The organism is Agrobacterium sp. S7/73 (assembly GCF_019355535.1).
Classification (GTDB): Bacteria; Pseudomonadota; Alphaproteobacteria; order Rhizobiales; family Rhizobiaceae; genus Agrobacterium; species Agrobacterium tumefaciens.
Genome location: NZ_CP072137.1, coordinates 842,493 through 865,296, shown reverse-complemented (window position 1 = coordinate 865,296; position 22,804 = coordinate 842,493). Strand labels below are relative to the sequence as shown.

28 protein-coding genes are annotated in these 22,804 nt (G+C 61.0%); all 28 read right to left on the bottom strand.

Annotated elements, in window-relative coordinates; translation table 11 throughout:
• Positions 1-13 precede the first annotated feature (13 nt).
• The 28 genes from J5276_RS18975 to J5276_RS18840 all read right to left on the bottom strand — a co-directional run bounded on the left by J5276_RS18975 (position 14) and on the right by J5276_RS18840 (position 22,730).
• Positions 14-1,153: a baseplate J/gp47 family protein gene (locus J5276_RS18975; RefSeq protein ID WP_219256688.1), complete on the bottom strand. Its 1,140-nt coding sequence runs from the start codon at positions 1,151-1,153 to the stop codon at positions 14-16.
• On the bottom strand, positions 1,153-1,617 hold the full coding sequence (locus tag J5276_RS18970; protein ID WP_219256687.1) for a phage GP46 family protein: 465 nt from the start codon (positions 1,615-1,617) through the stop codon (positions 1,153-1,155). Before J5276_RS18970 ends, J5276_RS18975 begins: the two co-directional genes overlap by 1 nt.
• 54 nt (positions 1,618-1,671) lie before the next feature.
• Positions 1,672-2,181 (bottom strand): phage baseplate assembly protein, encoded by a 510-nt coding sequence (locus tag J5276_RS18965; RefSeq protein ID WP_219256685.1) that lies wholly within the window; start codon positions 2,179-2,181, stop codon positions 1,672-1,674.
• A complete protein-coding gene (locus J5276_RS18960) occupies positions 2,178-3,377 on the bottom strand; it encodes a phage baseplate assembly protein (RefSeq protein ID WP_219256683.1) in 1,200 nt (399 codons plus the stop codon). The genes J5276_RS18965 and J5276_RS18960 overlap by 4 nt, the downstream gene beginning before the upstream one ends.
• A complete protein-coding gene (locus J5276_RS18955; protein WP_219256681.1) occupies positions 3,377-4,621 on the bottom strand; it encodes a DNA circularization N-terminal domain-containing protein in 1,245 nt (414 codons plus the stop codon). Before J5276_RS18955 ends, J5276_RS18960 begins: the two co-directional genes overlap by 1 nt.
• Complete coding sequence (locus J5276_RS18950) at positions 4,621-7,047, bottom strand: phage tail tape measure protein (protein ID WP_219256679.1); 2,427 nt, start codon at positions 7,045-7,047, stop codon at positions 4,621-4,623. Before J5276_RS18950 ends, J5276_RS18955 begins: the two co-directional genes overlap by 1 nt.
• A gap of 231 nt (positions 7,048-7,278) precedes the next feature.
• Positions 7,279-7,746: a hypothetical protein gene (locus tag J5276_RS18945; protein WP_219256678.1), complete on the bottom strand. Its 468-nt coding sequence runs from the start codon at positions 7,744-7,746 to the stop codon at positions 7,279-7,281.
• Complete coding sequence (locus J5276_RS18940; protein ID WP_219256677.1) at positions 7,746-8,108, bottom strand: phage tail tube protein; 363 nt, start codon at positions 8,106-8,108, stop codon at positions 7,746-7,748. Before J5276_RS18940 ends, J5276_RS18945 begins: the two co-directional genes overlap by 1 nt.
• A 15-nt stretch (positions 8,109-8,123) precedes the next feature.
• A complete protein-coding gene (locus J5276_RS18935) occupies positions 8,124-9,611 on the bottom strand; it encodes a phage tail protein (protein ID WP_219256676.1) in 1,488 nt (495 codons plus the stop codon).
• Positions 9,611-9,793, bottom strand: a complete 183-nt coding sequence (locus J5276_RS18930) for a DUF2635 domain-containing protein (RefSeq protein WP_219256675.1) — start codon at positions 9,791-9,793, stop codon at positions 9,611-9,613. The genes J5276_RS18935 and J5276_RS18930 overlap by 1 nt, the downstream gene beginning before the upstream one ends.
• A gap of 8 nt (positions 9,794-9,801) precedes the next feature.
• Positions 9,802-10,380, bottom strand: coding sequence for a hypothetical protein (locus tag J5276_RS18925; RefSeq protein WP_219256674.1), 579 nt, complete (start codon positions 10,378-10,380; stop codon positions 9,802-9,804).
• Positions 10,380-10,817, bottom strand: a complete 438-nt coding sequence (locus tag J5276_RS18920) for a gp436 family protein (protein WP_219256673.1) — start codon at positions 10,815-10,817, stop codon at positions 10,380-10,382. Before J5276_RS18920 ends, J5276_RS18925 begins: the two co-directional genes overlap by 1 nt.
• Before the next feature lie 62 nt (positions 10,818-10,879).
• Positions 10,880-11,149, bottom strand: coding sequence for a hypothetical protein (locus J5276_RS18915; protein WP_219256672.1), 270 nt, complete (start codon positions 11,147-11,149; stop codon positions 10,880-10,882).
• 146 nt (positions 11,150-11,295) lie between these two features.
• A complete protein-coding gene (locus J5276_RS18910) occupies positions 11,296-11,763 on the bottom strand; it encodes a hypothetical protein (RefSeq protein ID WP_219256671.1) in 468 nt (155 codons plus the stop codon).
• Between the two features lie 122 nt (positions 11,764-11,885).
• Positions 11,886-12,779: a Mu-like prophage major head subunit gpT family protein gene (locus J5276_RS18905; RefSeq protein WP_219256670.1), complete on the bottom strand. Its 894-nt coding sequence runs from the start codon at positions 12,777-12,779 to the stop codon at positions 11,886-11,888.
• A gap of 9 nt (positions 12,780-12,788) precedes the next feature.
• Positions 12,789-13,178 (bottom strand): hypothetical protein, encoded by a 390-nt coding sequence (locus J5276_RS18900; RefSeq protein WP_219256669.1) that lies wholly within the window; start codon positions 13,176-13,178, stop codon positions 12,789-12,791.
• 1 nt (position 13,179) lies between these two features.
• On the bottom strand, positions 13,180-14,262 hold the full coding sequence (locus J5276_RS18895; RefSeq protein WP_219256668.1) for a phage protease: 1,083 nt from the start codon (positions 14,260-14,262) through the stop codon (positions 13,180-13,182).
• Positions 14,263-14,335: 73 nt separating this feature from the next.
• Positions 14,336-14,845, bottom strand: a complete 510-nt coding sequence (locus J5276_RS18890) for a phage virion morphogenesis protein (protein ID WP_219256667.1) — start codon at positions 14,843-14,845, stop codon at positions 14,336-14,338.
• Between the two features lie 10 nt (positions 14,846-14,855).
• Positions 14,856-15,953, bottom strand: coding sequence for a phage minor head protein (locus J5276_RS18885; RefSeq protein ID WP_219256665.1), 1,098 nt, complete (start codon positions 15,951-15,953; stop codon positions 14,856-14,858).
• 119 nt (positions 15,954-16,072) lie between these two features.
• On the bottom strand, positions 16,073-17,689 hold the full coding sequence (locus tag J5276_RS18880) for a DUF935 domain-containing protein (protein ID WP_219256664.1): 1,617 nt from the start codon (positions 17,687-17,689) through the stop codon (positions 16,073-16,075).
• Entirely contained in the window at positions 17,689-19,299 is a 1,611-nt protein-coding gene (locus J5276_RS18875) for a hypothetical protein (protein WP_255610165.1), read from the bottom strand. Before J5276_RS18875 ends, J5276_RS18880 begins: the two co-directional genes overlap by 1 nt.
• A 240-nt stretch (positions 19,300-19,539) precedes the next feature.
• Positions 19,540-20,202, bottom strand: a complete 663-nt coding sequence (locus J5276_RS18870; RefSeq protein ID WP_219256662.1) for a phage protein Gp27 family protein — start codon at positions 20,200-20,202, stop codon at positions 19,540-19,542.
• Position 20,203: 1 nt separating this feature from the next.
• Entirely contained in the window at positions 20,204-20,515 is a 312-nt protein-coding gene (locus J5276_RS18865; RefSeq protein ID WP_219256661.1) for a hypothetical protein, read from the bottom strand.
• Positions 20,512-20,886 (bottom strand): DUF2730 family protein, encoded by a 375-nt coding sequence (locus J5276_RS18860; RefSeq protein WP_087745989.1) that lies wholly within the window; start codon positions 20,884-20,886, stop codon positions 20,512-20,514. Before J5276_RS18860 ends, J5276_RS18865 begins: the two co-directional genes overlap by 4 nt.
• Complete coding sequence (locus tag J5276_RS18855) at positions 20,883-21,101, bottom strand: TraR/DksA C4-type zinc finger protein (RefSeq protein WP_219256660.1); 219 nt, start codon at positions 21,099-21,101, stop codon at positions 20,883-20,885. Before J5276_RS18855 ends, J5276_RS18860 begins: the two co-directional genes overlap by 4 nt.
• On the bottom strand, positions 21,098-21,616 hold the full coding sequence (locus tag J5276_RS18850) for a hypothetical protein (protein ID WP_219256659.1): 519 nt from the start codon (positions 21,614-21,616) through the stop codon (positions 21,098-21,100). The genes J5276_RS18855 and J5276_RS18850 overlap by 4 nt, the downstream gene beginning before the upstream one ends.
• Before the next feature lie 2 nt (positions 21,617-21,618).
• On the bottom strand, positions 21,619-21,948 hold the full coding sequence (locus tag J5276_RS18845) for a cell wall anchor protein (protein WP_255609117.1): 330 nt from the start codon (positions 21,946-21,948) through the stop codon (positions 21,619-21,621).
• Between the two features lie 38 nt (positions 21,949-21,986).
• A complete protein-coding gene (locus J5276_RS18840) occupies positions 21,987-22,730 on the bottom strand; it encodes a TIGR02594 family protein (RefSeq protein ID WP_255609115.1) in 744 nt (247 codons plus the stop codon).
• Between the last annotated feature and the right edge of the window lie 74 nt (positions 22,731-22,804).

Here is a 22,804-nt window from a genome sequence, read left to right as displayed (position 1 = left end):
TCTCAAGACCTCCTTAATTCAGCCAGGTGATGGCGGTGGCGACGGGACAGGCTTTGACGCCGAGCGTGTATCTTGCGGCCGGGATGGTCAGGTCATGGGAATATTCTCCATCTGCGGCGGAAATGGCTTCTGATATCCGCGACGGCTCAATGGTCGCGCCAATCGGGCTTTCGTTCTGCGGATCGTCCTCGTCACCGATGGTGGCGATGAAGCGATTGAATGCCGCCTGAACCGCCGCCCTCGTCAACGCGCCATCAGGGCGAAGGCGCACGCTGACGGGAATACTGACCAGCTCGGCCGCCAGCGGGATGACCCTTGCAGTGACGGGACGAGCGCCAGTTTGACTGCCCTGTGCACCGAGATAGTTGCCGATCGCCGTCAGCTCCAGCGCGGTCGGGATGCGCGGCGTGCCGTCATCGTTTTTCAGGGCGATGACGAGACCCACGGAGCCGCGACCAATCCAGTCTTCCACGACCTTCACGGCGTACACGCTGGCGACATTGCTAACCCAAGCACGGTAATCCGAGGCAGAACCGCCCATCGGCGGCTCACGGATGCGCTGAAGGTATCGCTCCTGAATGCTCTCCGGTTCCTCATCATCGGTGCCGCCGGCAAATGGGGTGGCAACCGTGATTTTCGATATCTGAGGAAAGGCAACAACGGTCGAGAGCTGCACGCCGCTTTCGAGGTTGCCAGAGCTTCCGGGCGCGACGGCTTGGGCGGTGACGGTGACGGTGCCGCCTGCCGCGATTGTCCCGCCTGCTGTCGTGACATACGTGGTGGAAGCCGTAGATGCCATCGCGATGCCCGAAGCAAGAACCGTTCCGGCCGCTCCCTCGATCGTGACCGAACCGATGGCTTTTTTGGCATCACGAGGATCGATGCCCCAGATGGAAGCGTGCCGCATGATCATCGCTTCGTCATCGGCACTGTCCGGCATCCATTGCCGCGCCCACCATGCAACATGGTCGTGGGTTTCGCGGACCTCAGGAGCGACGGCACTCCAGATCACCGCGAACATTCCGTTTGCCGAGCGCACGGCGCGGGAAATCTTTTTCACATCCGCCTGCGGATAGATGCTCAGCAGCAGCACTTCGGAGGCGGCTGCGAGGCGTGAGAAGATCGTTTTAGCGGCAGGAACGGGCCAGACCATCACGCCACCTTTCGCGTCAATTCGAGGGTGGCATCCTCGACCAGGACACGATAGGCCAGCACGCCGTCGCGCAGCCACCAGACTTCGATTTCGGCTGGCGTGCCTGTTTCGCTTTCCGCCCAGGCAAGGCCCTCGGCAATATAATACTCGGCGAGCTGGCGCGTAATCTCGGTTTCCTTCGCGCGCTCTAGAAGCCAGAGCTTGCAGCCGGACATGTCACCGGCAGCATTCAGGCCATCAAGCAGCGCGCCACGACGCTCGGAAAAGGAAACAGGCGCAAGAAACTGCGATCGGCCTTCCGGCAGCTCATCATCCGGAGAGGCGCGGCGATCGATGCCAAGAGAAAGCAGGATCGGGGTGATAGGGGTTTCGTCCACGACCAGGTTGAAATCGTCATCGAGCACCAGATCGCAGCAGCGCCGCGTGGCGTCATAGGTCAGGGCAAGGTCGAAAAATCCGGTCATGGCGCGAAACTATCGCGCGCGCGCAAGGCTGATCAGGCCCGCCGTGGCGGGCGGTTAGTCGCTAACTGGCGGACCAGGAGGACCGGGCGGAGCAGTAACGCGCCCATGGTCACTGCCGATGTTGATGCCGTTGTGCGTCAGCCTGCCACCAACTATGGCAACGCCATCTGCGCTTTGTGTCATGGTCACGCCGCCCACCTTCTGCGTGATGGACGCGGCCGCCTGAACCTCGATGCCGCCGCCTGCCCGGATGATAATGCGATCGCCGAACTTATTAGAAAGACCGACGTCGCCCTTGCTCAAGCCGCCCATGCGCTGGGAGGGATTGGCGAGCGGCAGGATCACCATGTCGCCTTCGTCGCCGCCGATCGCCAGCGCCACGCCGACAGCGCCGTCATCATCAGGAACCGAGTGGAACCCATAGGGCTGCATGATTTCGAGATCGTCACGCCAGACACCCTCGGCCACCTCCGCCGAGGCGGTTTGCATCTGGCCGTCATCCTTGATGTCTTTGACGGTGACGCGACGGACAAGACCGCGCAGCTTGTTGACGATCTCGCTCATAACGCCTCGGCCTTCCCATCGAGCGGCCCGGTGCTTTTGTTGGCCTTGCCCTTTCCGGATTTGTTTGTTCGTCGCTTGCCGACCGGCTCCTTATCGAAAGCCTCGGCCGAGCAAACGGAGATATCCGTGGTGATCTGGTCGGCCTCGGCATAACGGACAGCCGAGATTAGCAGATCGCGCTCAATGCCAAGGAAGGCATCCGATACGGGTACGACCTGGTTGACTGTCCAAAGCGCACCATTCGCCTCGTGGCCCTTGACGGTGTAGGTCTGTTCGTCGCCTTCAGCACGAGACGTTCGATTGCGCCAGTCGGCTTCGTCCTGGGCGCTGTCTGCACCAGCCTTGCTTCGGGCAAGATGGACTTTCGGGCGATATCGCTTGATTTCATCATCTTCGGCCCGGCCAGTCGCGACGGTTCCCTTGCGCTCTCGCTCACGGGCCGAGCCGTCACCGTCATTGCGACCGTCCGCGCCGATCGGCTCGGCTGTAGCATCGAGCGCGGCAGCGCTGCGGGCTTTGCCAGACCGTTCCGATTGACCCCGCACTACAGTCTTGCTGAAGCGGTTTGCGGTACTGAAGGATGCGCTGACGGCCATGACGTTACCTGGCAGGCTAATCCCATCGGGTGCGCGTGTCTTGCCCGTTCGGGTGATGACGATGTTGCCGACGCCATCGGAAAGAATGAGGACACTGCGTTGCCGCGATCCTTTCTCGATGGCGGAAAAGGCGGTCTCGCCAAGGTCGATCGAATAGCGATCGAAGGTCTCGCCGGTGTCCACTTCCGTGCGGACCTTCAGGCCAAACGGTTCGGCGATCTTGGCGGCGGCGTCTTCCAGCTTGACGCCCTTCAGCTCGGCCGGACCTTCCGCCAGTGCCGAGCAGTCGATCAGATCGCCGGTCTTGTCGCGGCCGGAGATCGTCACCGATGCATTACCGTCGCTAACATCATAGGCCACATCTTCGACATGCCCCAAAAGGACTGTGCGTTTACCGATCATGATTTTAGCCTGCATCTGGGAGCGCAGGCGCGGTAGGATCGGCATAGAAGCGAAGACGAAAGTCTGTTTTGAAGCCTCGCCATCGCGAAAGGTAAAGCTGAAGGCACCGGAAAAATCCTTCAGGTCGCGGGTGACTTCGCCTGATGTCCATTGGTCATAGGCCACGCCGTCGAGGAAGAGCTTGATGCTTTTGGCCATTAGCTGCGCTCCAGAAACTCGACATCGCCGGCAGGCAGTTGCGCAGGGTGTGACGGATCATTGCGAGCGACGAGGTCGGCATAGACCGCTTCCAGCTGCGCTGGCGTGTCGCCCGACAGGTGCTGCGCGATTAGCCAGGCGTCGGTATCGCGGCTGACGGAGAGGCGGCGCACGGATGGCAGGCGGCCGATGACCTCATTGAGATCGGAGACGATGGCAGCAATCAACGATCGTGCGGATGATGAGGCGGCTGAACTGGCGGCCTGCATGGTGGCCGGTGCTTGTTGTTCGACCTGGTCAATGAACGAGCCGAGAGCCGAGGTCATGGCGGCGCGATACCGAAGGGCCTCCTGCCGAGATACAAAATCCGCATAAGAAGACTGCTCGGCCGACGCGGCTACGAATTGGCCGGCAGCGCCGACCAGCAAAAGTGCGTCGATCGCAGACGGTGCCTTACCCGCTTCCGCCAGTAATCCTGTTGCGATGGAAAGGCCAGCGCTCATCAGTGCCTGGGCGCTGGGCGTCGTGGTCGCGATCGTCGTCGCAGGGGCGACGGCCGGAACGTCGATCGTCTGCGCGATGACCGAGGCGGCCGAGCTGGCCCAGGCGTCGAAAGCGGAGGGCGAGACAGGAGAAGCGGCGGCCAGCGCGGAACGTATCTCACTGACGGCCGAACGGGCATCCGGACGCGCCACGATGGAATTGGTCACGGAAGACGTGATGCGCCGGCTGCGAATGGTCGCAGCGGTGCGGGCGCTGGAAATGACGGTCAGCGCGATCGAGGTGGCAAGCGAGGTTACTGCGCTGGTGAAGTTGGACAGGGCCGAGGGCAAAAGTCCGCCAGAGAAACCTGACACCGATGACGCCGGCGCGCGCTTGAACCGCGCTGAAATCCGGAAGACCCGGAGTTCCCTTTCGGAAAAGCGGATTTGCGCCGGCTCTTCCATGATGACCTGCATCGGGCCAAGCCATGGATGAATGAGAAGCGCCGGCCCTGGTGTCTCAAAGGCCTTGGAGAGCAGCTTTGCCCGTGCGCGATAATCGTCTCCGACATAAAGCGCTTCGATACTGATGCCGGAGGGCCCCACGCCGAAATCGTCATAGGCGGCGGGATCGACGCCGGGGAACAGATATTCGAGAACCCGCCGTCCATGGTCGCTCGACACATCGACGATGGAAATCGGGATGCCGCGATAGACACCCGGCAGCAGCCCTTCAGCAGAATCGAGACTGTCGAGCAGCATCAGTCCCTCCCGACGGCGCGGCCGGTATTGACGTTCGGCGACGGCGACGTGACCGTGGTAGTTTGGCCGACAACCTTGCCGGGGCCTTCGACAACAACCTTCGCCTCGGTTTTGACGTTGAGCTGCTGCGGCGCGGCGGGCGCGGTCGGCGATGCCTGTGCCGGCAGGACGCCGTTCTGGTTAGCGGGCTGGCGACTGCCAGGACCGAACTCCGTTAAATTGCGCTTGCCGGAAACGCCTAGTGCGTTCGAAACACTTTCGATGCTGAGGGCGGCCTTCACGCGCTCCAGTGCCGTGGCAACACTGTTCCACGCCTCGGCGATGCCGTCCGGCATGAGTGCGCTCCAATTGATCCCGCGGTTGACGGCTTCGACCAGGGACGCAAGTCCTTTCACCACCCACTCGATCGCCCCCGCTACGTCTTCAAGGATTTTGAATGCCGCTAGAACCGTCTGGCCGCCGAGGTCTCCTAGGAATTTCATGACGCCGGTAAACATGCCGGACATTTTGCCGCCTTCGCCCAGCCCGACAAGTTCGCGGATAGCAGCTCCGAGCCGGATGAAGCCGGTCGCGATGCCGCCGATCGATCTGACCGCGCCGCCTGCCGCCTTGCCGATCGGCTCAAGCCACGGTGCAAATCCGGAGCCGAATTCCTTCATGCCCTGCCATGCCCTGGCAATGCCGTTCAATGCGACATCAAGACCACGGAAGGCCGCGAGCTTGGCATCCTCGATTGTCAGGCCGGAAAGGTCGAACTTGAGATCGAGGCCATCGGCAAAGCCGGACATCAGCTTCTTCAGGTTTTGCCATCCTGCCGTCACGTCGTCGAGCGCTGCTCCGAGACCGGCGCGGATAATGGGGCCGTAGCGACCAGCCAAATCGCGGGCAACGCCCATGACCTGGTTGCCGATATTGCGCAGATGCGGAACCGCTGCGGCGGCTTTCTGACGAACAGTTCCCCAGACATCGCCGAGCCGGTTCCACATTTGCGACAGGCGTGGACCGTAGCTTGACCAGTTGCGATAGATATAGACGCCGGCAGCAGCGATGCCCGCCAGCGCGATACCCACCGGGCTGAACAGCGCCGCCAGAACCGACAGACCCGCGCCGATCGCAGGCAACACGACGCCCAGGACGCCGAGACCGACTGCCGCCAGAACGGCCACGCCTGCGAAGGCAAGGCCCTGCTTGACCATTCCGCCCGTCGCCGCGTCGAAGTCGCGAACCCATTTGAGGCCATCCATCAGATAGCCGTTGATCGCTGGCATCCATGTGCCGAAGGCAAGGCCGACTTCGCGGGATGCCTGCGTGCCGATTTCGCGGAAGATTGTGAGCTGGCGGTTGAGGCCCTGCATCTGGGTTTCAAAGTCGGCATCGACGGCGCTACCGGTCGCCTTGGCAACCTCGTCCTTGATCGACTTGTATTCGTCGATGTTGCCGAGCATCGGGATCAGGAAGTCCATCACCTGCATGTCAGAGAACAGTTCGCCGAGCTTGCCAGCGCCGTAAATCTTTTCGAGCTGCTCGCGCACGGTTGCCAGCGCGTCAGCGTCGGACATGCCGGCAGCCTTCGCCTTGCCCATCAGGCCCTGAATTTCCTTGCTGGAAACGCCGGTCAGCTTCGTGATCTTCTGTACAACAGCTTCTATCGGGTTGATGCCTTTCGTCACCGCGTCCTGCATCACACTCTGAATATCGACGCCCATGTCCGCGAAGTTCTTGACCGTGGCCGGGGCAAGGATTTTCGACAGGAAGTTCTTCAGGTTGTTGGCGGCCTCGGCCGGATCGGATGTACCTTTACGGGCGATCTGGAGGGCGGAACCTAGGAAGTTGATCGCCTCGCGGCCGGTCACGCCGAACTTCGCCATCTGCCCGGTCAGTGTCGGGAAGTAGCGCGACATGTCCTTCAGCTCGAAGGAACCGAGCTTGCCGGCCGTCACCAGCGCGCCCATGGCGTCATCCAATTGATCGGCCGGAAGCTTCAGCGTGGTGAGCAGCGACGTGGCGACGGACGCCATGTCGTTCATCTCGGCATTGGCGGCGGTGGCGGCGCGGCTGATCGATCCGATGGAGCGGTCTACAAGCCCGTTATCGACGCCGGCCGCGATCATCTGTCCCGCGCCTCGGGCGACAGTGTCGGAGAGTTGGCCGACATCAAGGGCGAGCTGCTCGAATTTTGCCTTGGACTGATCGACGAACGCAAAGGCCGCCTGTCCCGTCAGATTTGACGTTCCGGCTATGTCGATCAACTGCTGCTGAAAAGCTGCGGCCTCCTGCATGGGGCCGAGGAAGGAAATACCGGCAATGGCAGCGCCGACAAACCCGATCTTGCGAGCGGCATCAATGACGCCATTAAGCGCACCTTTAATGCCGCGCAAAGGTCCGCTCAAGAGGTCCTTGAGGCGAACGATGACATCAAGATTCATGTTCCGATTGGCCACGGCGCGCCCCGCTTCAAAATAAAACGGAATTTCTCACGCGCGCGTGAAACTGATCAGGCCCGCCGTTGCGGGCGGGCCTGATCTAGGTCTTTGCGAGGTCGTTTACATGTTTTCGGTAGGCCATGATGCAGTTCCACCAGAACTGCACTTTGTCGATCGTCATGTTGGCGATCTCGGCCTCGCTGAACCCGGAGCCGTCAGCGATGCCGCCGAGCTTTACTGGCCAGTCTTCGTCCCACTCGTCAAAAAACTCATAACAATCCTGTGGCCGTCTGCGACATCGACGCCATCCATTTTGTCGAAGAGTTTATCCATCACCATTTCAGAAATGCGGGTCGAGCGTGAGAACATCACGACAGATGCCTTGGCGTCGCTGGTCGCCTGGATGGCTCGCAAATCAGCGCCGTTGAAGCGATGGAAGACCAGTTCGGTGAAAACGCGGTCCCTGACCTTGCCGTCTTTACGGGTGGTGAGCGTGACTTTTTCAAAGAGCGGAAGCGTCACCGAGCCATTGGCGTTCGGGCGCGCACGCTTCGGCAGCTTTGAATCGGCGCTGGCGTCTTCGTCGATGATGTCGTCGTCCACGAGTGTGCCGGCATCCTCATTGATGACGGTCTCCGTTTTCGAAACAACGTCGTCGTTCGGTGCGTCTTCGTCGAGATCGACCTTCAGTGTAGTACTCATCAGAGAATTTCCTCGGGCGATCCGCCAGCCCATTTGAGTTCGATTTTCCCGCCTTCGCCGCCCGTCACGTCGGGAATGTCCCCCTCAAGAAAGGCGTCGTTCAAGACGTATGTCTGGCCGGTGTCGCAGACGATCTGCAATTCACCCTCGCCGGGATCGAGCAGGCTGCCCAGGCGCTGCCCCCTTTCGAGGTGGGTTGTGGCCGTGACCTGCGACCCTTGATACTCTTGGGCGCGGCCGACGCCTCGGCCATAGGTCACGGCGTTGTTCTTGATACCGCCTTTGCGGAATTTCGCCCCCTTCTCGACGGGGATGTTACGTCCCCGCCAGACGATATCGACGATGCCCAATACCTGTGTCATCGCTTAAAGCTCCTGTTAAACCTGAAATTCGAGACGGCCGGCGAAGACCATGAGATTGCCGACGATCACCACCTGCTGGCGGCTTTCCAGCCGCTGTCGATCGTCCGTGGAACGCTGGAAGACGCTTTCCTTGAGGGTGCGTTGGACGTTTTCGATCCAAACCTTCTTGCTATAAAGCTTGCATCGTGCCGCCCAGGAACCGGCCATGCGCTTCGCCGTCACCACGGCCGTGCCGGCGTCCTCGTCATCGTCATCGCGTGTAGCGAAGGATGCGTCGCTGTCGTCATCTACGAGCTTGGAACGCGGGTACATCAGGTTGATGTAGACCGACCAGTCATAGCGGATGCGGCTCATGGTGACCGGCACCATGATATCGAGCCAGGCGCGATCGGCGATGTCGAGCGTCGTCTTCTTGTAGGTCGTGATCATGCGCGAGATCGTGACCGAACCGTCAGACAGGCAGTCGAAGGTGGAAATGCCGTTGCGCAGCAGCAGATCGTTTTCCTCGTCAAGGAACTGATCCGCCTCGGCCGGCGCTTCGACACCCGGCAGAACGAGCGACTTCAACTGGCGGGCCGGGTCGTTGGTCAGGTGGAACGACGCGATACCCATGGCCGAGGCGGCCATCGCCCAGGAGGGCGTCGGGCTTTTCTTCAGGCCTGCCGTGGTGAGGAATGGTGAGTTGGTCAGATTGCCGAGGGTCGTGAGCTGGCCGTATGTGCCACCCATGAACACGAAGCCATGGCAGTCGAGCTTCGAGGTGGCGAGATAACGCACCCGCAGCCACTCGGCCGTTTTGGCAAGGTTGGTCGCATCCGACCAGGGATGCGTGAGCTTGGTTGCCCAGGTGCTGACAAGAAGATCAAGCGCCGGCTGCACGTCGGGATTTCCAGAGCCGCCCGCCATGGCGACGACAGCGCAAGTCAGACCGGCCGGAAGCGGCTGGGCTTTGGTATCGACGCGCAGATCGATTTCGTTGCCGACTTCCCCGCCATGACGAGAAGTGACGGTGACCACGCCGAGTGCTGCCGTCGCAGTCACGACCATGTCGAGATCGGCATTGATGGCGGCGGCAAGCTTTGTCGCCAGTGCGGCGACGGCATCGCTGGAGAGCGCCGTCATACGCACCTGCCGACCGCCAATCTTGAAGCGCAAGACGACGGAGCTGGTGGGCGAACCCGCGAAGGTGAAGGTGCCAGTCGCCTTCAGCGCGCCGCCGGCGTCGGGGAGTGCGATCACGAAAAGCGGCGCGTTACGGTTCGCCTTCTTGAAGTAGGCCACCTGTTCCGCACCGATCGAGCCACGGCCGAATAGTGCGATCGCCTGATCGGCGCGGGTCACTTCCTGTATTGCGCCGGCAGCGAGCGTGCCGGTGGCGAGCTTCTGGCCGATAATGAAGGCCTTTTCCGGCCATGGCAGAATGCCGACATTGCGATAGTTCGGCCCGATTTCGAGCAGTGTCGCAGGTTCGAGGCGATCGACGGGGATTTCGTTGAAATCCATTATTTGTCTCCTTCAGGCTTCTTGGCCGGTTCACGCGGCTTTTCGATCAGATCGCCGTCCTGGACGCGGCGGCGCGTGAAATGCGTGTCGGGATCGGGCATGCCTTCCTTCGGCCATTCGGAGCCGTCCGGGAGGTGGACCGTGCGGCCCTCGGCCGCGATGAGAACTTTCTGTGTGGCCATGGCCGGTTTTACTCCTGGGGTGGTTGAAGTTCGTCGGTGATGGTTTCGGTCGAGCCGTTCACAGACCAGGTGACGCCAAGCGCCTTGAAATCTTCGGGCTGCATCTTCCCGGTCGCAGCTGCACGGCATGCGAAGCTGAAGGTGAAATCGAGCTGGGCAATCGCGACGTTGTCGTCGGTCCAGCCGTCCGCAATGACGCTGTTGGAAAGTGTGATGTTGGTGACGCCCTGGTCATCGAAGTTGATGCCCTGGAGAAGCACGGAGGCGACGTCGACCATCGCATCCATGCCGATATCGAACTTGTCGCCCTTAAAGCGGGCTTCAAGGCCGCTCGAAACCCTGTTTATCAGGATCAGCCGCCAGAGCATGTTGCCCTTCAGCATACGGCCACTGTCAGGGTCCGGTTTCATGCCCGTCCAGGCGAGACCGATGAACGGCGACAACTTAACGACGCGCTTGAACTCATCCAGGCTAAGAACCTGTGGCACGCGCTCGATCGTGAAAGGGTTTTTCGGGAAGGCGATCCGGAGCCGCTCGATGATCAGCGGCTCCTGGTTACGGATCGGCATTAGGGGAAACGTGTCCATCAGAAACCCCGTAAGGTTTCGAAGGTGACGATGCGGTCACGATCGGAGATGCGCGGGCCGGAGCCGACCGCGTTGCCGCCTGTCGGCGATGCCAGCGGAATGTCCAGGTGCACCATTTCCTTGGCGATGTTCTCAAGCCATTTGATGACCTCGGCGCGACCCTTCGCCATTTCTTCCGAAGGGCTGGAGCGCTCGGTATCGGCGAGATCGTAGCGGGCGAGGATGCAGGTCGCGCGCACCAAGTCTTCTGGCGGACTTGCGATCGGCGTCATGTAGCGACCGCGAATGTAGCTGTTGATCAGCGACGTGGCGTCGGTCAGGGCAGTGTTGACCTTTTCCACGTTCGGCGTCTCGGCCTCTCGATCTTCCGTATTGGACAGACGCACGATCTGCACCTCTCCAAAGCGGGCGATCATGTCGGTGACGGTGGCGTACATGGCAAAGTCTCCAGTGGGGAAAAGGGCTGACCCGAAGGCCAGCCCCGGACAAGTCAGTTCGATCAGCAGTAAATCCAGCGGCGGTAATGCAGAGACTGCCCGCTGGTCAGCCAGCTTTCGCGGTAGATATCCTTCAGCTTGCCGATTGCCTTGAAACCGGAGACCTTCGGTAGGGCGAGACGTGCCCAGAGGAAGGCGGCGGGCTTGGCCAGGGCGTGCACCACGAAGCGCGCGATGTTGACGGCGAAGACGACGGTGCGCCCGGCAAACGTCGAAAAAGCTGTGAGGCAGGCGAAGAATGCGAGGCTGAAGTAGCCGTAACGTCGTGTCATGCAGATTTCCTCTTTGGGTTGGCTTCAGGGTTTTGCCGCTGTTGCCGATGGCCTCTTGCGAGCCTCGTGCCATCGGCGGGCTTCGGGGCGATTGGTCCGGCGACCTGATCCGGTCCGCAAGCCCCTCGCGGCGCTCCCGTCAGGAGTTACTTCTTGACGGTCTTTTTGCCGTCGCTGCCGTTGGCCTCGCCAGCGCCGCCCGCCTCGGTGCCGGACTGCTGGCTTTCGGAGCCGTTCGCCTGGGCGGATTTCAGCACGGCGATTTCGGTTTCAGCGGCCAGCAGCTTCTTGCCAAGTTCATCGATCGCGTTGTCGTGGGCCGCCTTCGTGTCGGCGAGCTTTTCCGCGACGGCATCAGAAACCGTTTTGTTGAAACTGTCCTCAAGCTTCTGGCGCTCGATCTCGACGCGAGCCTTCACGGCCTGCTCGATGTCGGCGCTGGATACTTCGGCGGCCTTGCCATGGACTTCCTGGACGATGAAGGCAGGATCGGCATCGAAGGCCTTAAGCTGATCTTCCGTCCAGTGGCCGGGTTCGTAGGTTTCCTGGGCGGGATGCACGACACCGTTGCGGCGAAGGCCCGGTATCGAGCAAATGATCTGGATTTTCGACATGTGTGGTTCCTTGGGCTTCGGGGTTCGGGAAAGCGGCTGCATGGCCGTTTTCCGGAAACCCGCCAGCAATCGGGAGGATGACTGCTGGCGGTGCGGTCAGGCGATGTGGAACGCCCGGCCGGTTACGCGAGGTGCGGGATGACTTCGACGCGGGCGGTTTTCGCCCAGACGTTGGTTTCACCGCCGTTGATCAACGCGGCCTCGACAACCTGACGGGCCTGTGCTTCGAGGGTCGGAGACACCAGCAAGACGGTCGGACGGATGGCCTTGATCTGGCCGTCACGCTGACGGATGGTCTGCATGGCGGTACGGGCGGCCGTGTAGTTTGCGACGTTCAGTGTGGCTTTCGATTTGTAGGCAAGCTGCCAAAGGCCGAAACCGGCATTGCCGCGCGTGTCGGCACCCCAGACGTATTCAGCCTTCCAGAAGACGTTCGGGTCTTTTTCGTCGAACATCTGCGTCAGCTTGATCGGCTTGCGGCTCTGCCAGACCATGGGCTTCAGAACCTGCGTATCATCGATCAGATACCAAGCAGGGCCGGCGCCATCGGTGAAGTTCGAAACCGAGATCACATTGCCCTGCTCGTTATAACCAGGGTGATCGCCGTCGAAGTAATACTGGCCATCATAGCAGAGCGTGGTTTCGCCCTTCTTGAACAGTGGCCACACCAGACTGTCAGGGAACGCGCCGCCGTCCTGGCCGAACTGTGCCGCAACCGGCGCGAAGATGCCGACCTGATCGTCCTCGATCTGCTTGCGCTTGATCTTCAGGGTCTTTTCGAAATCGCGGTTTGCGATCTGGTACAGTGTCGCGCCGACATCATGGGCGACGCGGTCACCGATCCATTCGCGGAAGCCGGGCAGATCATCCAGGCGCGGGTACTGGTTGGCGAATGTGGTGGAGGTCACCGTCATCGCAATCTTCTGGTAAAACGGCGTAACCGTTGCCATCGACTGGTTGAAGATGGTGGAAAGCGAGGTGTAAATGCCCCGCAAATTGGCGACGTTAATATCCATCGTGGTTCCTTAGAGGGGCTTCAGCCAGACGCCGTCAGCGTCGATGGCATCGATTTTTCCGGCCGGCAGCAATGCGCCGGCAACGAGCGTGAAGGTGTCGTCTGCCGAGGCATAGACCGTCTTGCCGATATCGGCCGGGGTCGCGCCTGCCAGCGGAATGAGCCTGATTTCCTTTTTCAGGTTGATCAGGCGATCACCGGTCGCGCCGTCGCGGTTATCGACGGCCTCTTCGGCGAACCCGATCAGCGCGACGCAAGACGCGTGGCCTGCCGGCACGGCGGCAAGAGCAGCCGTCACGCCGCACATCGTGCCACCAAAGATGCGGACGCCGGCAAGAACGGAATAACCGTAAGCATTGCCAGAGCGGGTTTTAGGGCGAATGTCAGCCGTAGCCGTCATGTCACATGTCCTTTCCGAAGAGCGACTTGTGCTCTTTCTTGAAGGCTTCCGGATCGACACCCATCATGGCGGCGACAGAAAGCTCTTCGCTGGTTGCGGTCTCACCCTCCTTGGGCGGCTGGCGGCCACCGAGGCCGCCTGCGTTGAGCGACGGCATGACCTTCAGCTCCGCCTCAACCTCGGCCGGGTCCTTCATGTGGCGGGCGATCATGTGCTCGCGCAGAGAAGGAACGACTTGCATCTTGGCGATCGCGGCGTCGATCACGGTGGTTGCCTTGTCCTTCGCCGTGTCGGTGACGAGGGTTTCAAGGCGGGTGTTGAGCGACTTGACCTGATTTTTCAGGGTCTCGTTTTCCTTCTCGACGCCGGTGGCCGGCTTCGTTTTCGCCTGAAGGGCGGTCAAGAGGGCGTCAGCGCCGGCCGTGACTTCGACGCCAGCGACTTCCGCCAGTCTCGCCATCAGGGCCGCATGTGCGGTCTCGGCAGAGTGAGCCGCAGTGATGGCCGCAAGGATCGCGGCTGCATCTGCGGTTTCCGGCAGGCCAAGCGCCTTCCGGAGAGCTTCCAAATCCATGGTGGTCTCCAAATTTTGAGAGTGAAGCGATTTCAGGTTGAGGTTGGGATCGTTGGTCAGCGCCACGCGCAGCAGCTTTTGAACCGCAAAAGGGGCTTTGGCGCTGTGCGTGAAAACCGGGGAAATGTAGCCGTAGGCTTTGCCCTGCATCATCGCGAGGCCGTCAGGCGTCCACTCGACCTTTGCCCAGACACCATCGTCTCGGCCCTCAAGTGCTGTCAGCCAGCCACGGGCGGGTGCGGAAAAACCCTGCTTTGCCGCAAGGTCTGTCGAATGGTTTTCATCGACCGGCAGCTTCTTGCGCTCGGCATTGAAAGCCGAGATCAGGGCGTCGGCATTGTCCAGGACGTAAGGGCCGCGACCATCAACGCCAGAGAAACGACCGGTCGGCAGAACGTGCAGCCATTCGGGCACCGTGGCGGCCGACTGCAACGCGACAATATGGGTCGAGACCGGCACAACCGAGGCCGAATGAAGTGCAACAACAGTGGTCGAGATCAGGTTTCGCATGGTCCGGATATGCCATGCGGGCAAAATTCAATTCATGCCTGCGCCTGCGGGCGGGCCTGAAGCAGAGTGAATTTCAGCGGGAGGAATAGCGATCCACAAAACCGAAGACGGTCTCGGCGATCATCGCTTCGTCATCCGACGATATACCGAGGAAGGGGCGTGCGGGCAAGGTAACACTGTCGGCTTTGATAAGGTTCCCGCCGATCCGGAACCAGAGATGCGTTGCCCGAACCGGCACGATCGTCGCGCCGAACTGGTGAGCGGCCGCGTAAATCACATCGGTGCCCACCTGCACCTCGTCATTGCTGGCCCTGGCATTGATGCTGTTCCGGAGCCGTCCGCTTTCGGTCAGGATGCGTGAATTGCGCTTCCCTTCTGCGTATGCCGTGTTCAGCGCTTGCCACGCCTGGCCGTCCGGATCGGTCTGGGTCACGAAGCGCATATGTGTCGAACCGACAAGGCCGACGCCGATCGCGCGCATGACGGGCGTGGTATTCGTCATCAGGCCTTCGAGTTGGCGAAAGCCGCGCCGCACTTCTGAATCGAGAACCTGTGTCGTGATCGAGACCGACGCGCCGCTCATGCCAAGAACCTCACTGCCAGCCGGAGCCGAAGGCGTCGGTCAGATCAGACCGGCTGACGCGCTGAAGCGAGGTCATGTAGACCGTCTTCCGATCGGCCTTCATGACGATATCGACATCGGCCCGATAAAAAACGCCATCATGCTCACCGACGAAGGCCGACCGGCCGCGATTGTCGCGCAGCAGTTTTCCCGATCGGACGAGCTGGCCGGGAATGACGCCGATCGTGTCGGGCGTCAGAGCTTCAGCTATTTGCGCCTGGCTGCGGATGGTGTCGGCCGTCAGGCGAATTTCCGTGCCAGCGGCGACATTGAGGGCGGCCCCCGTTGCCTTGTTTGCAGTCGCAACCGGCGTCCAGGCACCGTCAGGCCATTTGCCCTTCAGCGCCGATTGAACGAAGGCCGCGACCTGCACCTGGTCGGCGCTGACCGCCTTCGGACCAGGTGCGGTTTGCGTCAGCCAGGCAGCGCCGGGATTGTAGGCGAAGGACGGATCAATGCCCCGCGGCTGATCCGTGCCGAGCTGGTCAAGGTTGGGCGGGGTGTCGGGCTTGGATTTACCCAGGCGACGAAGACCAGGACGAGACACAGGCGTCACGAAGCAACCACACCGGTAACCGTTCGGCGGATACATTTTCGCCCAGACCGGATCGGTGGCTTCGTAGCATTCGCCGTCCCATGCTTTGTGCTCCAGGCGCGGATGCAGCGCGCCGGAATGATTGTACATCCAGTAGGGAAACGCTTCGAGCGTCTCCGGAGCCGACATCTGGGCGTAGCGGCCGGCCGCATAGGCGGTGCTGAGATTGGTTTCGAAGATGATGCGGGAGCGCCAGCCGCGTGAACCGTTGTATTGCCAGCCGTGACGCGCGACGATCGCATCGAAGTCGGCGCGGAAATCTTCGAGCGTCAGACCCTGTTCGGCGGCCTTGACGATCGCCGCCTGAAAGTCTTCGACCAGCGCCTTTTTATTTGCGCCGGCCACCATGAACATCTTCGAATGAGCCGCGTCCCAGACATCGCGATGGCTTGTCGTCGGGACGGCCGTTTTCTGACGAAGGAAGTCGATCGCCTCATCAAACGGCAGACTGATCGCGCCCACGGTCGTCGCCATCAGAGCAACGACGAAAGGCTTAAAAATTGAAGCAGGTTTAAAGGCCGTGGAAGCGTTTTTCGGGCCTGAAGCTACGGATGCCGCAAAAAGCCCCCTGAAGCGCGCCAGCGGGCCTCCTGTCATGACTGCCTCTTGAGGTCATCGATGAGCGCGGCCTGCCCAATCAGGTGCGCCATCGTCATGCCGCGCGCCATGGCTTCCCCGAGATCCTCGGCCGACAATTTGAGATCCGCGAGATTGCGCGCCGCCTCCCGAAGGTCCGTGGCCGAAAACAGGATATCGCGGACTTCATCGATCATGCCGTCCATGGCGGCCGCCGCGTCCTTCTCCAACCGGTCGGTCAGCTTTTCGAGCAGGTCCGGTTCCTCGCGGGAATGCGCCGAGGCAAAGAGCCGATCGAGGCTTTGCTTTGCGGTCAGCGGTTTTTTCTCTGTTTTGGCCTCGGGCGGAACGACCGTCTCACGTCCGCCGACCAACTCGGCACCCGTCGCGGGCGTGGGAATGCCGAGGCGGTCACGGAGAAAGCTGGCCTCAGCGGTCAGGCCATGCTTGGCGAGCTTGTCGAAAGCCTCGGCAAAGTCCTTCAGCGGCACCTCGTCCGGACGGCCGATGTGGATTTTCGGGTACTCGTCCTGGGGACCGAAATTGAAGGCGATGATATTAGGGACGAGCTGCGCATTGAGCGTGTCGGATGCGTCAAGCGCGTCGGAACGTTCAATGTCCTCCTGGACAAGGCGATGTTCCTTGGCGACGGCATGGCCACCGGAAACAGCGTCCGTCGTTGTCGTCTGGCCGAGGATCAGCTTGGAAATCTCGCGGTTATACCAGTCAGCCCGCTTTTCGAACATGTCCGTCGAGCTGCTCTTCGACCCGACCTCGTGAAACTCGATCAGCATCTCGCGGGGAATGATGGCCGCGCAGTCGCCGGCAATGCCGGAGACCGCCCGCCACAAGACATCCTTTTCCTGCTCGGTTGCGCCCCGACCATATTTGCCGATCCGGATCGGCTGGCCGTAGTTTTGTACGAAGACCGCCCAGTCTTTCACGGTGAAGCTCTTGAACATCCAGAGCCAGACGGCAACACGGGCGATGCCTGACCGGATGGTCAAGCCCGACTTCGCCTTGGAGCGATGGACAACGAACTTGTGCGGAATGAGCGGCTCACCGGCAACGCCCTCGCGCAGCAGCAAGGTTTCGCCATCTTCCCGATCAAACGTGAACCAGCGCTGTGTCCGCCAGACGAGAGCACGCGGCAGGATGTTGCCGTTCTTGTGGTGCCAATCTGTCTCCAGAACAGAGATTGCCTTGCCGATCGCATCTAGCATGTCAAAGAGAGAGGAACGCAGCACGCCTGTCTCAATCCAATCCCGCAGGAACTGGGCGTGCTTCTTGTGTTCCTCGCTATCCGACGCGGACGTGACGGTGATAGGAAGCTGCGCCACCGATCGGCGGCGCGTGGCGAGCTGCGCGAGGTAGTGACTGTCGCGCTCCTCGATGTCCTCGGCCAGCTCGAAATACGCTTCCACCTCGCCCTGGTCTGCGGCCCGCAGAATGGACGCGAGTTTCAACGGCGTCATGCCATCGGCAGGGTGACCGGAAATCCACTGACGAACCCCGCCCACCTGTGCGCCGGCAACTTCTTCCGTCAGCTCGGCCGCGCTGACGACCTTGCCGTCCTGATCCTTCATGGAGCTGGCGAGGTGACGAGAAATCTTCTGCTTCTTCTTTTTCGCCATCAGAGCGATCCTCTCAGGTAGATATCGACAGACCCGCCACGGCGGTCATCGTCATGCATCGGCGGGCCGCCATTGTGGCCCTGCATCGGATTGGTGGGTTTGCGGTTGGTCTCGTACTCGTAGGCGATTGCCTCCTGGTTGGAGGCAAACCATGCCAACGCTCCGGCCGGCGCGGTATCGCCATGACGATCGTAACCGTCAGCGCCCTTGGTCGAGTGTTCGTCCGGAACCTTGATGATGCCGTTGACGTAGGCCAGTGCCTGGTGATCGGCGAGAACGTCGGCGTCGTTCGGAAACAATACGCTCTTGTCGCCGAATGCTTCGATGTAACCGGGCATATTGGCGGCGTACCATTTGGCCGACAGCATCACTTCATGGATGCATTCCCCCCAGCGCTGGCGGGCCTTCTCGGCAAGGTACTGGCCGTTGCCTCGCGCATCGAGCGCGCCGCCGATCAGACGCGGCAGTGCATCGCCGACATAGAAGAGAATATCGCGTTGCTGGTCGAACGGGATGTTCTTCAGTTCGACGATCAGGCGAGCACGGCGAATGAGATCAGGCCCGATCTCGAAAACCACGATTGCCGTCTTGTCGCCGGAGCGGGCGAAGTCTTCACCGAAGCTGTGTTCGCGATCCTTGTCGAGCCGGTCTAAAAGCGGCTTCAAGAGGCCTTCACAGAACTCTTCAGCCTGTTCGGCGCGCTCGAAATCGTCAAGGTTCTTGAACTCGTCCGGCCGGTCCCACCGAATGACGGCCGGCAGATCGGCACTCATGCAGCGCTCGATCAGGACGCGGGTCAGTGCCGATCCTTCCGCCTCGGCCGGGATTGCGTCCAGCTCCTGTTTCATCTTGGAGGTGCGCGTGCCGTAGGCCGAACGGATTTTCGCTTCCCAGGCGTCTTCCTTTTCCTGCGACCAATCTTCGCCCTTGATCAGGCAGACGCGTTTGAACAGGCCGTTCTTGACCGCGTCGCCGAAGGTGAAGGTGTGGAAGTTGAAGCCGTTCTTTCCGGCCTCCGCTTCCTTGATCAATTCGTTGAACGGGTTGCTGACGCCATTGTGCGAGGAAATGATGCGGACCTTGCCGCCCCAGATCAGAAGTGCGGCGACGGAATCAATGACGGCGCGAACATCACGGTGGAAGGCGGCTTCGTCGATGCAGACCGTGCCCTGAAGACCGCGAATGTTTTCCGGGCGGGAAGAAAGCGCCTCGATGCGGAAACCGGACTTGAAGCGGATGATATAGCTGGAGATCGCGTTCGTGGTGCCGTCGTCGCGCTGATCGAAGAAAATGCCATCCTCGATCGTCAGCAGTTCCTTGGCGACGGTCTTGGCGAAATGCGCGGCATAGCCGATGAATTCCCGGCCCTTGGGCTTGGTGTCGGGAATATAAAAATAGTTCTGCCCGCCCGCTGACCGCTGGGCGGCTGCAATAAGGGTCGCGTCGAGCGCCTCGGCAAACGTGATGCCGGTACGTCGGCCCTTGGCGCAGCCCTTCAGGATGCTGTCATCGGCAAGCCACTCTGCCTGGTGCGCCATAAGCACGCCCTCGGCCAGCGGGTCGAGGTCGGCCGGAATATCGGCACCACGAGGCAATTCGACCGGCAACATGGCCGGATCGATCGGAAGCACTGGCGGGTCCGTCCATTTGCCTTGCGGCAAACCGGGCAAGGCTTCAGCCACGCTGTTCCTCCATGCAAGCAAGACCGGTCCCTTTGCAGGACCGGCAATCGTTCTTCAGGTCATAGACGGCGCTGGAAATGCTGCCGTCACGTCGGCGGTTGATCCGCCTGATGGCCCGCCCCGTGCCATCGCACCTGGTGCACGGGTCTTTCGGAAGGGTGACAGTCATTATTCGCCATCCTTCTTGTCTGCGTCAGGCGCAACCTCGGGAACAGATTTCGCCTTCGGCCGCACGCCGAGGAACTCGCGACGGGCGCGGGCGATAGCCTCTTTCGAAATACCGGGTTCGTTGGACAGCACGTCCAGGGCCTTTTCCGCCTTGGCATTCATGTCGGCCTCGATGCGGCGGGCCTTCTCTTCGGCTTCCAGCTTCAGGCGGCGGTTCGACGATGTGACCTGGGCGGCTGAAGCGGCGCGCAGCGCGTTCGCCAGTTCCATTGCACCCTTGGGCGAAATGCCCGCGTCGCCGGCAGATTGCAGCAGCTCGAAAATCAGCGTCTTGATCGCCTCGGCCGCGATCAGGGTGAGATCGTCGGAGCCGGCCGCGTCCATGCGCTCGGATATGGTGGCGGCGATCTCGCGTGTCTGTTCTAGCCGGCGTGTCATCTGCGACAGCCGGATGGCAAAGCGGTTGAATGCCGAAAATGAAGGGATGTCGAAATCGAGGCCGATTTCGCCCTGAAGCGCGATCAGCTTCGTTTTCCACTCGGCATAAATGTCGAGCTGGCTACGATCACGGTCCGCAAGTTCCTGCGACGCCCAGGAGATGGCATCGCTGCATTCCTCGGGCAGGAGATCGATTGCTGAAAGACGGCCGCGTGCTTTTGCCATGTTACGCACCCACGCGGGACGGACGCTTCACGCCCTCGATCGCGACATGACGATCGACATGGCGGCGGCCGAGATCAGTGAGCGAGGCAATCTTGACGGTTCCTGCGCTGACGACGACGACAGCGCCCATGGTTTCCAGATAATCGATCTGCTGATGCACCCAGGGCCGCTCCTGGTTGATGCCGAAATTGGCAAGAACCGGCTCAAGCATGGAACTGCTCAGGCTCTCATTCACCTGTTCCGCCAAGGCCCTCAAGATGATGAGCCGCGCTTCCTCGCGCATGATTTTCATATAGTCGATGCCGATGCTCATGGTTTGGCTGCCGTTTCCACTAATAGTTGGTTCATTCTCTCGTTGGTGGCCTTGATGGGCTTGAGGGTCTCGTTCAGCGTATCGAGACGCCCGTTCACCTTTTCGAGGGCAAGCTCCAGTCGGTGCTGGCTTTCCCGATCGGGCAGGTGGCGCATTTCCCCTTCGATTGCCTGGATGCGGCGATCGTGGCTTATCAGCTTGGTCTCATGGGCTTCGATGTCTTTGCCAAGAAGCGCGATTTCGTCGCGGCCACTCTTGATGTCAGCCTCAAGCTTCTTTTCGCCACTGGAGAAAAACCCTTTGAGATGACCAAGCAGAGCCACGCTGGAAAGCACCAGCGTCAGCCAGGGAATGATTTCGGTAGGCGTCATCTGCGGCCTTTCTCAAACTTCGTCTGACAGGCGATGCACCGGGTGGCCGATGGCAATGCGATGCGACGGTCGCGGGCGATGTCGTTCCCGCAGTCTTCACACTCGATCGTGCCGGGTGTACGCAGGGAGCGCGAGGCGGCGGCAATAGCCGCCTCGCGCTCCTGTTCGGCCCGCTCGGCCGCTAAATCGAAGGCGGCGTTTCCACCAAAGTTCATCTGGCGGTCTCCACCACCTGGCGGACACCAACGCCTTGGATCATCTCCGGCAGCTTCGACATGATTATCTCGTTCAACGCCTTCGCGTTGACACCGAGTTTCTCGATCGCCTCCGGGTTCTTCTCGATGACGTATTTTGCAGCGTCCGCTAGAATTGAATCGCTGACACGCCCGCCCACGTGGATAACCCCGGCTTTGGCCAGAGCGAACCGCACGGCATTCGCGGCCGATTGGTGCAGGGCATCGCGCAACTTGCTTTCGATATCGACGCGCTGCTTTTCGTCCGTGATCTTCAGGAGCGAAATCAGGCGGGCGCTGATCCAGGCGACAAGCACCGGTCCAACCGTCGAGACGAGCAGCACCGCGACAGGCTGCACGATCGTCCACACCTCGTACCAGATCGAAGACGGTGCAATGATCGCGCCAGCCTCCTGGGCGAAGGCGGGTGTCAGGACGAACCAGCTGATGCAGATGAAAGCCAGTAGGCCGGCAAGATAATAAAACAGCCTGGTCATGGTCAGTCCTCAACCTTCCTGGCTTCGCGCAGTGCGAGCGTGATAGCGGCATATGCCTCGGCGGCCTTCACGAGGGCGTTCGCAGCGGTGACGGAAGACGGATCACGGCAGACCACGTACGCCGCGTTCCACGCGGCTTGTTCCTTGGCCACTGTGGATGACTTGATGGTGCCGGTGCTGGCGACAACGACGAAAGCGCTATGCGCGGTCGCAGCTGCCGAGCAGACCTGCGGCAAACTCTTCTGGATCGCATTGTCGATCGATCCGGTGGACTGGCAGGCGGACAACGCAAGCGTTGCAGCGACTGCGACAAAGACAGACTTGAACATCATGGTCCTTTTGGTGATGGGTGTTGAGGGGGGCATTCCCGTCAGGCCTCGCTTTTCGAGACCGGCGCGCCGGCGCTGGAAAGCTCGACCTTGCCGCCGATCGGCGCGTCGGCCGTCTTGGGCCAGCGGATACCGCCAGTTACGAGGCGGCTTTTTTCGATACGGGTGATCGAAACCGAATTGTTCTGGTTGCCGCCCAGCACGTGGTAGTGCGTCCGGTCCTCACCGACATAAAAACCGACATGCCCGCCGCCGTTGCGGCTGAAGACAAGGATTGCACCGCGTGCGACCCGGCTTTCGACGCCGAACTTCTTCCAGTTCAAAGCGCCGAGAGGATTTGCAGGGAGCGCCTCTTTGGGGAGCGTGGTGGCGATGAGATTGCCGATAAACAGACCGCACCACGGAATATCGTCATCGGTGAAAAAGCTGGAGATCCAGCCGCCGAGCTTCTTGGCCCATCCCATGATGGTGGGGTTGGATTTCGGGCCGGAGATTTCCTTCAGGCCCATGAAACGGTGGCCCTCGCGCATCCAGACCGGCTCAGCGGGAACCACGACCTTGTCGTGAACAACAAGCGTGCTGCTCGGGTTCTTGCTCTTCACGCCGCGTAGGAGATTTACGGTCGCAGTATCAGCGCGGCCGGTCTCGTCCAGGCCTGCTGCATGCTGAAAACGCAAGAGCGCCGCGATAACCTCACGGCCATGGACACCGTCCGCGACGCCACCATAAGCGCCGGCGACGCGCAGGCGTTCGATCAGCCATTCGTCGAAAGTTTGAGTGGTCAAGGAAAGCCCCGTCATGATGGCAACTGGCGGAGATCGCGCGGGCCGATATGGGGGCAAATTAGAGTTTGGGCCTG

Coding starts and splice junctions, on each gene's coding strand:
- J5276_RS18875 (WP_255610165.1), bottom strand. CDS start 19,299: ATGTTGCCGGTCGAATTGCCTCGTGGTGCCGATATTCCGGCCGACCTC.
- J5276_RS18860 (WP_087745989.1), bottom strand. CDS start 20,886: ATGACGCCTACCGAAATCATTCCCTGGCTGACGCTGGTGCTTTCCAGC.
- J5276_RS18920 (WP_219256673.1), bottom strand. CDS start 10,817: ATGTACGCCACCGTCACCGACATGATCGCCCGCTTTGGAGAGGTGCAG.
- J5276_RS18905 (WP_219256670.1), bottom strand. CDS start 12,779: ATGGATATTAACGTCGCCAATTTGCGGGGCATTTACACCTCGCTTTCC.
- J5276_RS18955 (WP_219256681.1), bottom strand. CDS start 4,621: ATGCTGCTCGACAGTCTCGATTCTGCTGAAGGGCTGCTGCCGGGTGTC.
- J5276_RS18925 (WP_219256674.1), bottom strand. CDS start 10,380: ATGGACACGTTTCCCCTAATGCCGATCCGTAACCAGGAGCCGCTGATC.
- J5276_RS18845 (WP_255609117.1), bottom strand. CDS start 21,948: ATGATGTTCAAGTCTGTCTTTGTCGCAGTCGCTGCAACGCTTGCGTTG.
- J5276_RS18930 (WP_219256675.1), bottom strand. CDS start 9,793: ATGGCCACACAGAAAGTTCTCATCGCGGCCGAGGGCCGCACGGTCCAC.
- J5276_RS18910 (WP_219256671.1), bottom strand. CDS start 11,763: ATGTCGAAAATCCAGATCATTTGCTCGATACCGGGCCTTCGCCGCAAC.
- J5276_RS18950 (WP_219256679.1), bottom strand. CDS start 7,047: ATGAATCTTGATGTCATCGTTCGCCTCAAGGACCTCTTGAGCGGACCT.
- J5276_RS18850 (WP_219256659.1), bottom strand. CDS start 21,616: ATGACCAGGCTGTTTTATTATCTTGCCGGCCTACTGGCTTTCATCTGC.
- J5276_RS18960 (WP_219256683.1), bottom strand. CDS start 3,377: ATGGCCAAAAGCATCAAGCTCTTCCTCGACGGCGTGGCCTATGACCAA.
- J5276_RS18975 (WP_219256688.1), bottom strand. CDS start 1,153: ATGGTCTGGCCCGTTCCTGCCGCTAAAACGATCTTCTCACGCCTCGCA.
- J5276_RS18900 (WP_219256669.1), bottom strand. CDS start 13,178: ATGACGGCTACGGCTGACATTCGCCCTAAAACCCGCTCTGGCAATGCT.
- J5276_RS18940 (WP_219256677.1), bottom strand. CDS start 8,108: ATGACACAGGTATTGGGCATCGTCGATATCGTCTGGCGGGGACGTAAC.
- J5276_RS18880 (WP_219256664.1), bottom strand. CDS start 17,689: ATGGCGAAAAAGAAGAAGCAGAAGATTTCTCGTCACCTCGCCAGCTCC.
- J5276_RS18945 (WP_219256678.1), bottom strand. CDS start 7,746: ATGAGTACTACACTGAAGGTCGATCTCGACGAAGACGCACCGAACGAC.
- J5276_RS18965 (WP_219256685.1), bottom strand. CDS start 2,181: ATGAGCGAGATCGTCAACAAGCTGCGCGGTCTTGTCCGTCGCGTCACC.
- J5276_RS18915 (WP_219256672.1), bottom strand. CDS start 11,149: ATGACACGACGTTACGGCTACTTCAGCCTCGCATTCTTCGCCTGCCTC.
- J5276_RS18895 (WP_219256668.1), bottom strand. CDS start 14,262: ATGCGAAACCTGATCTCGACCACTGTTGTTGCACTTCATTCGGCCTCG.
- J5276_RS18970 (WP_219256687.1), bottom strand. CDS start 1,617: ATGACCGGATTTTTCGACCTTGCCCTGACCTATGACGCCACGCGGCGC.
- J5276_RS18870 (WP_219256662.1), bottom strand. CDS start 20,202: ATGGCAAAAGCACGCGGCCGTCTTTCAGCAATCGATCTCCTGCCCGAG.
- J5276_RS18865 (WP_219256661.1), bottom strand. CDS start 20,515: ATGAGCATCGGCATCGACTATATGAAAATCATGCGCGAGGAAGCGCGG.
- J5276_RS18890 (WP_219256667.1), bottom strand. CDS start 14,845: ATGAGCGGCGCGTCGGTCTCGATCACGACACAGGTTCTCGATTCAGAA.
- J5276_RS18855 (WP_219256660.1), bottom strand. CDS start 21,101: ATGAACTTTGGTGGAAACGCCGCCTTCGATTTAGCGGCCGAGCGGGCC.
- J5276_RS18935 (WP_219256676.1), bottom strand. CDS start 9,611: ATGGATTTCAACGAAATCCCCGTCGATCGCCTCGAACCTGCGACACTG.
- J5276_RS18885 (WP_219256665.1), bottom strand. CDS start 15,953: ATGGCGACGACCGTGGGCGCGATCAGTCTGCCGTTTGATGAGGCGATC.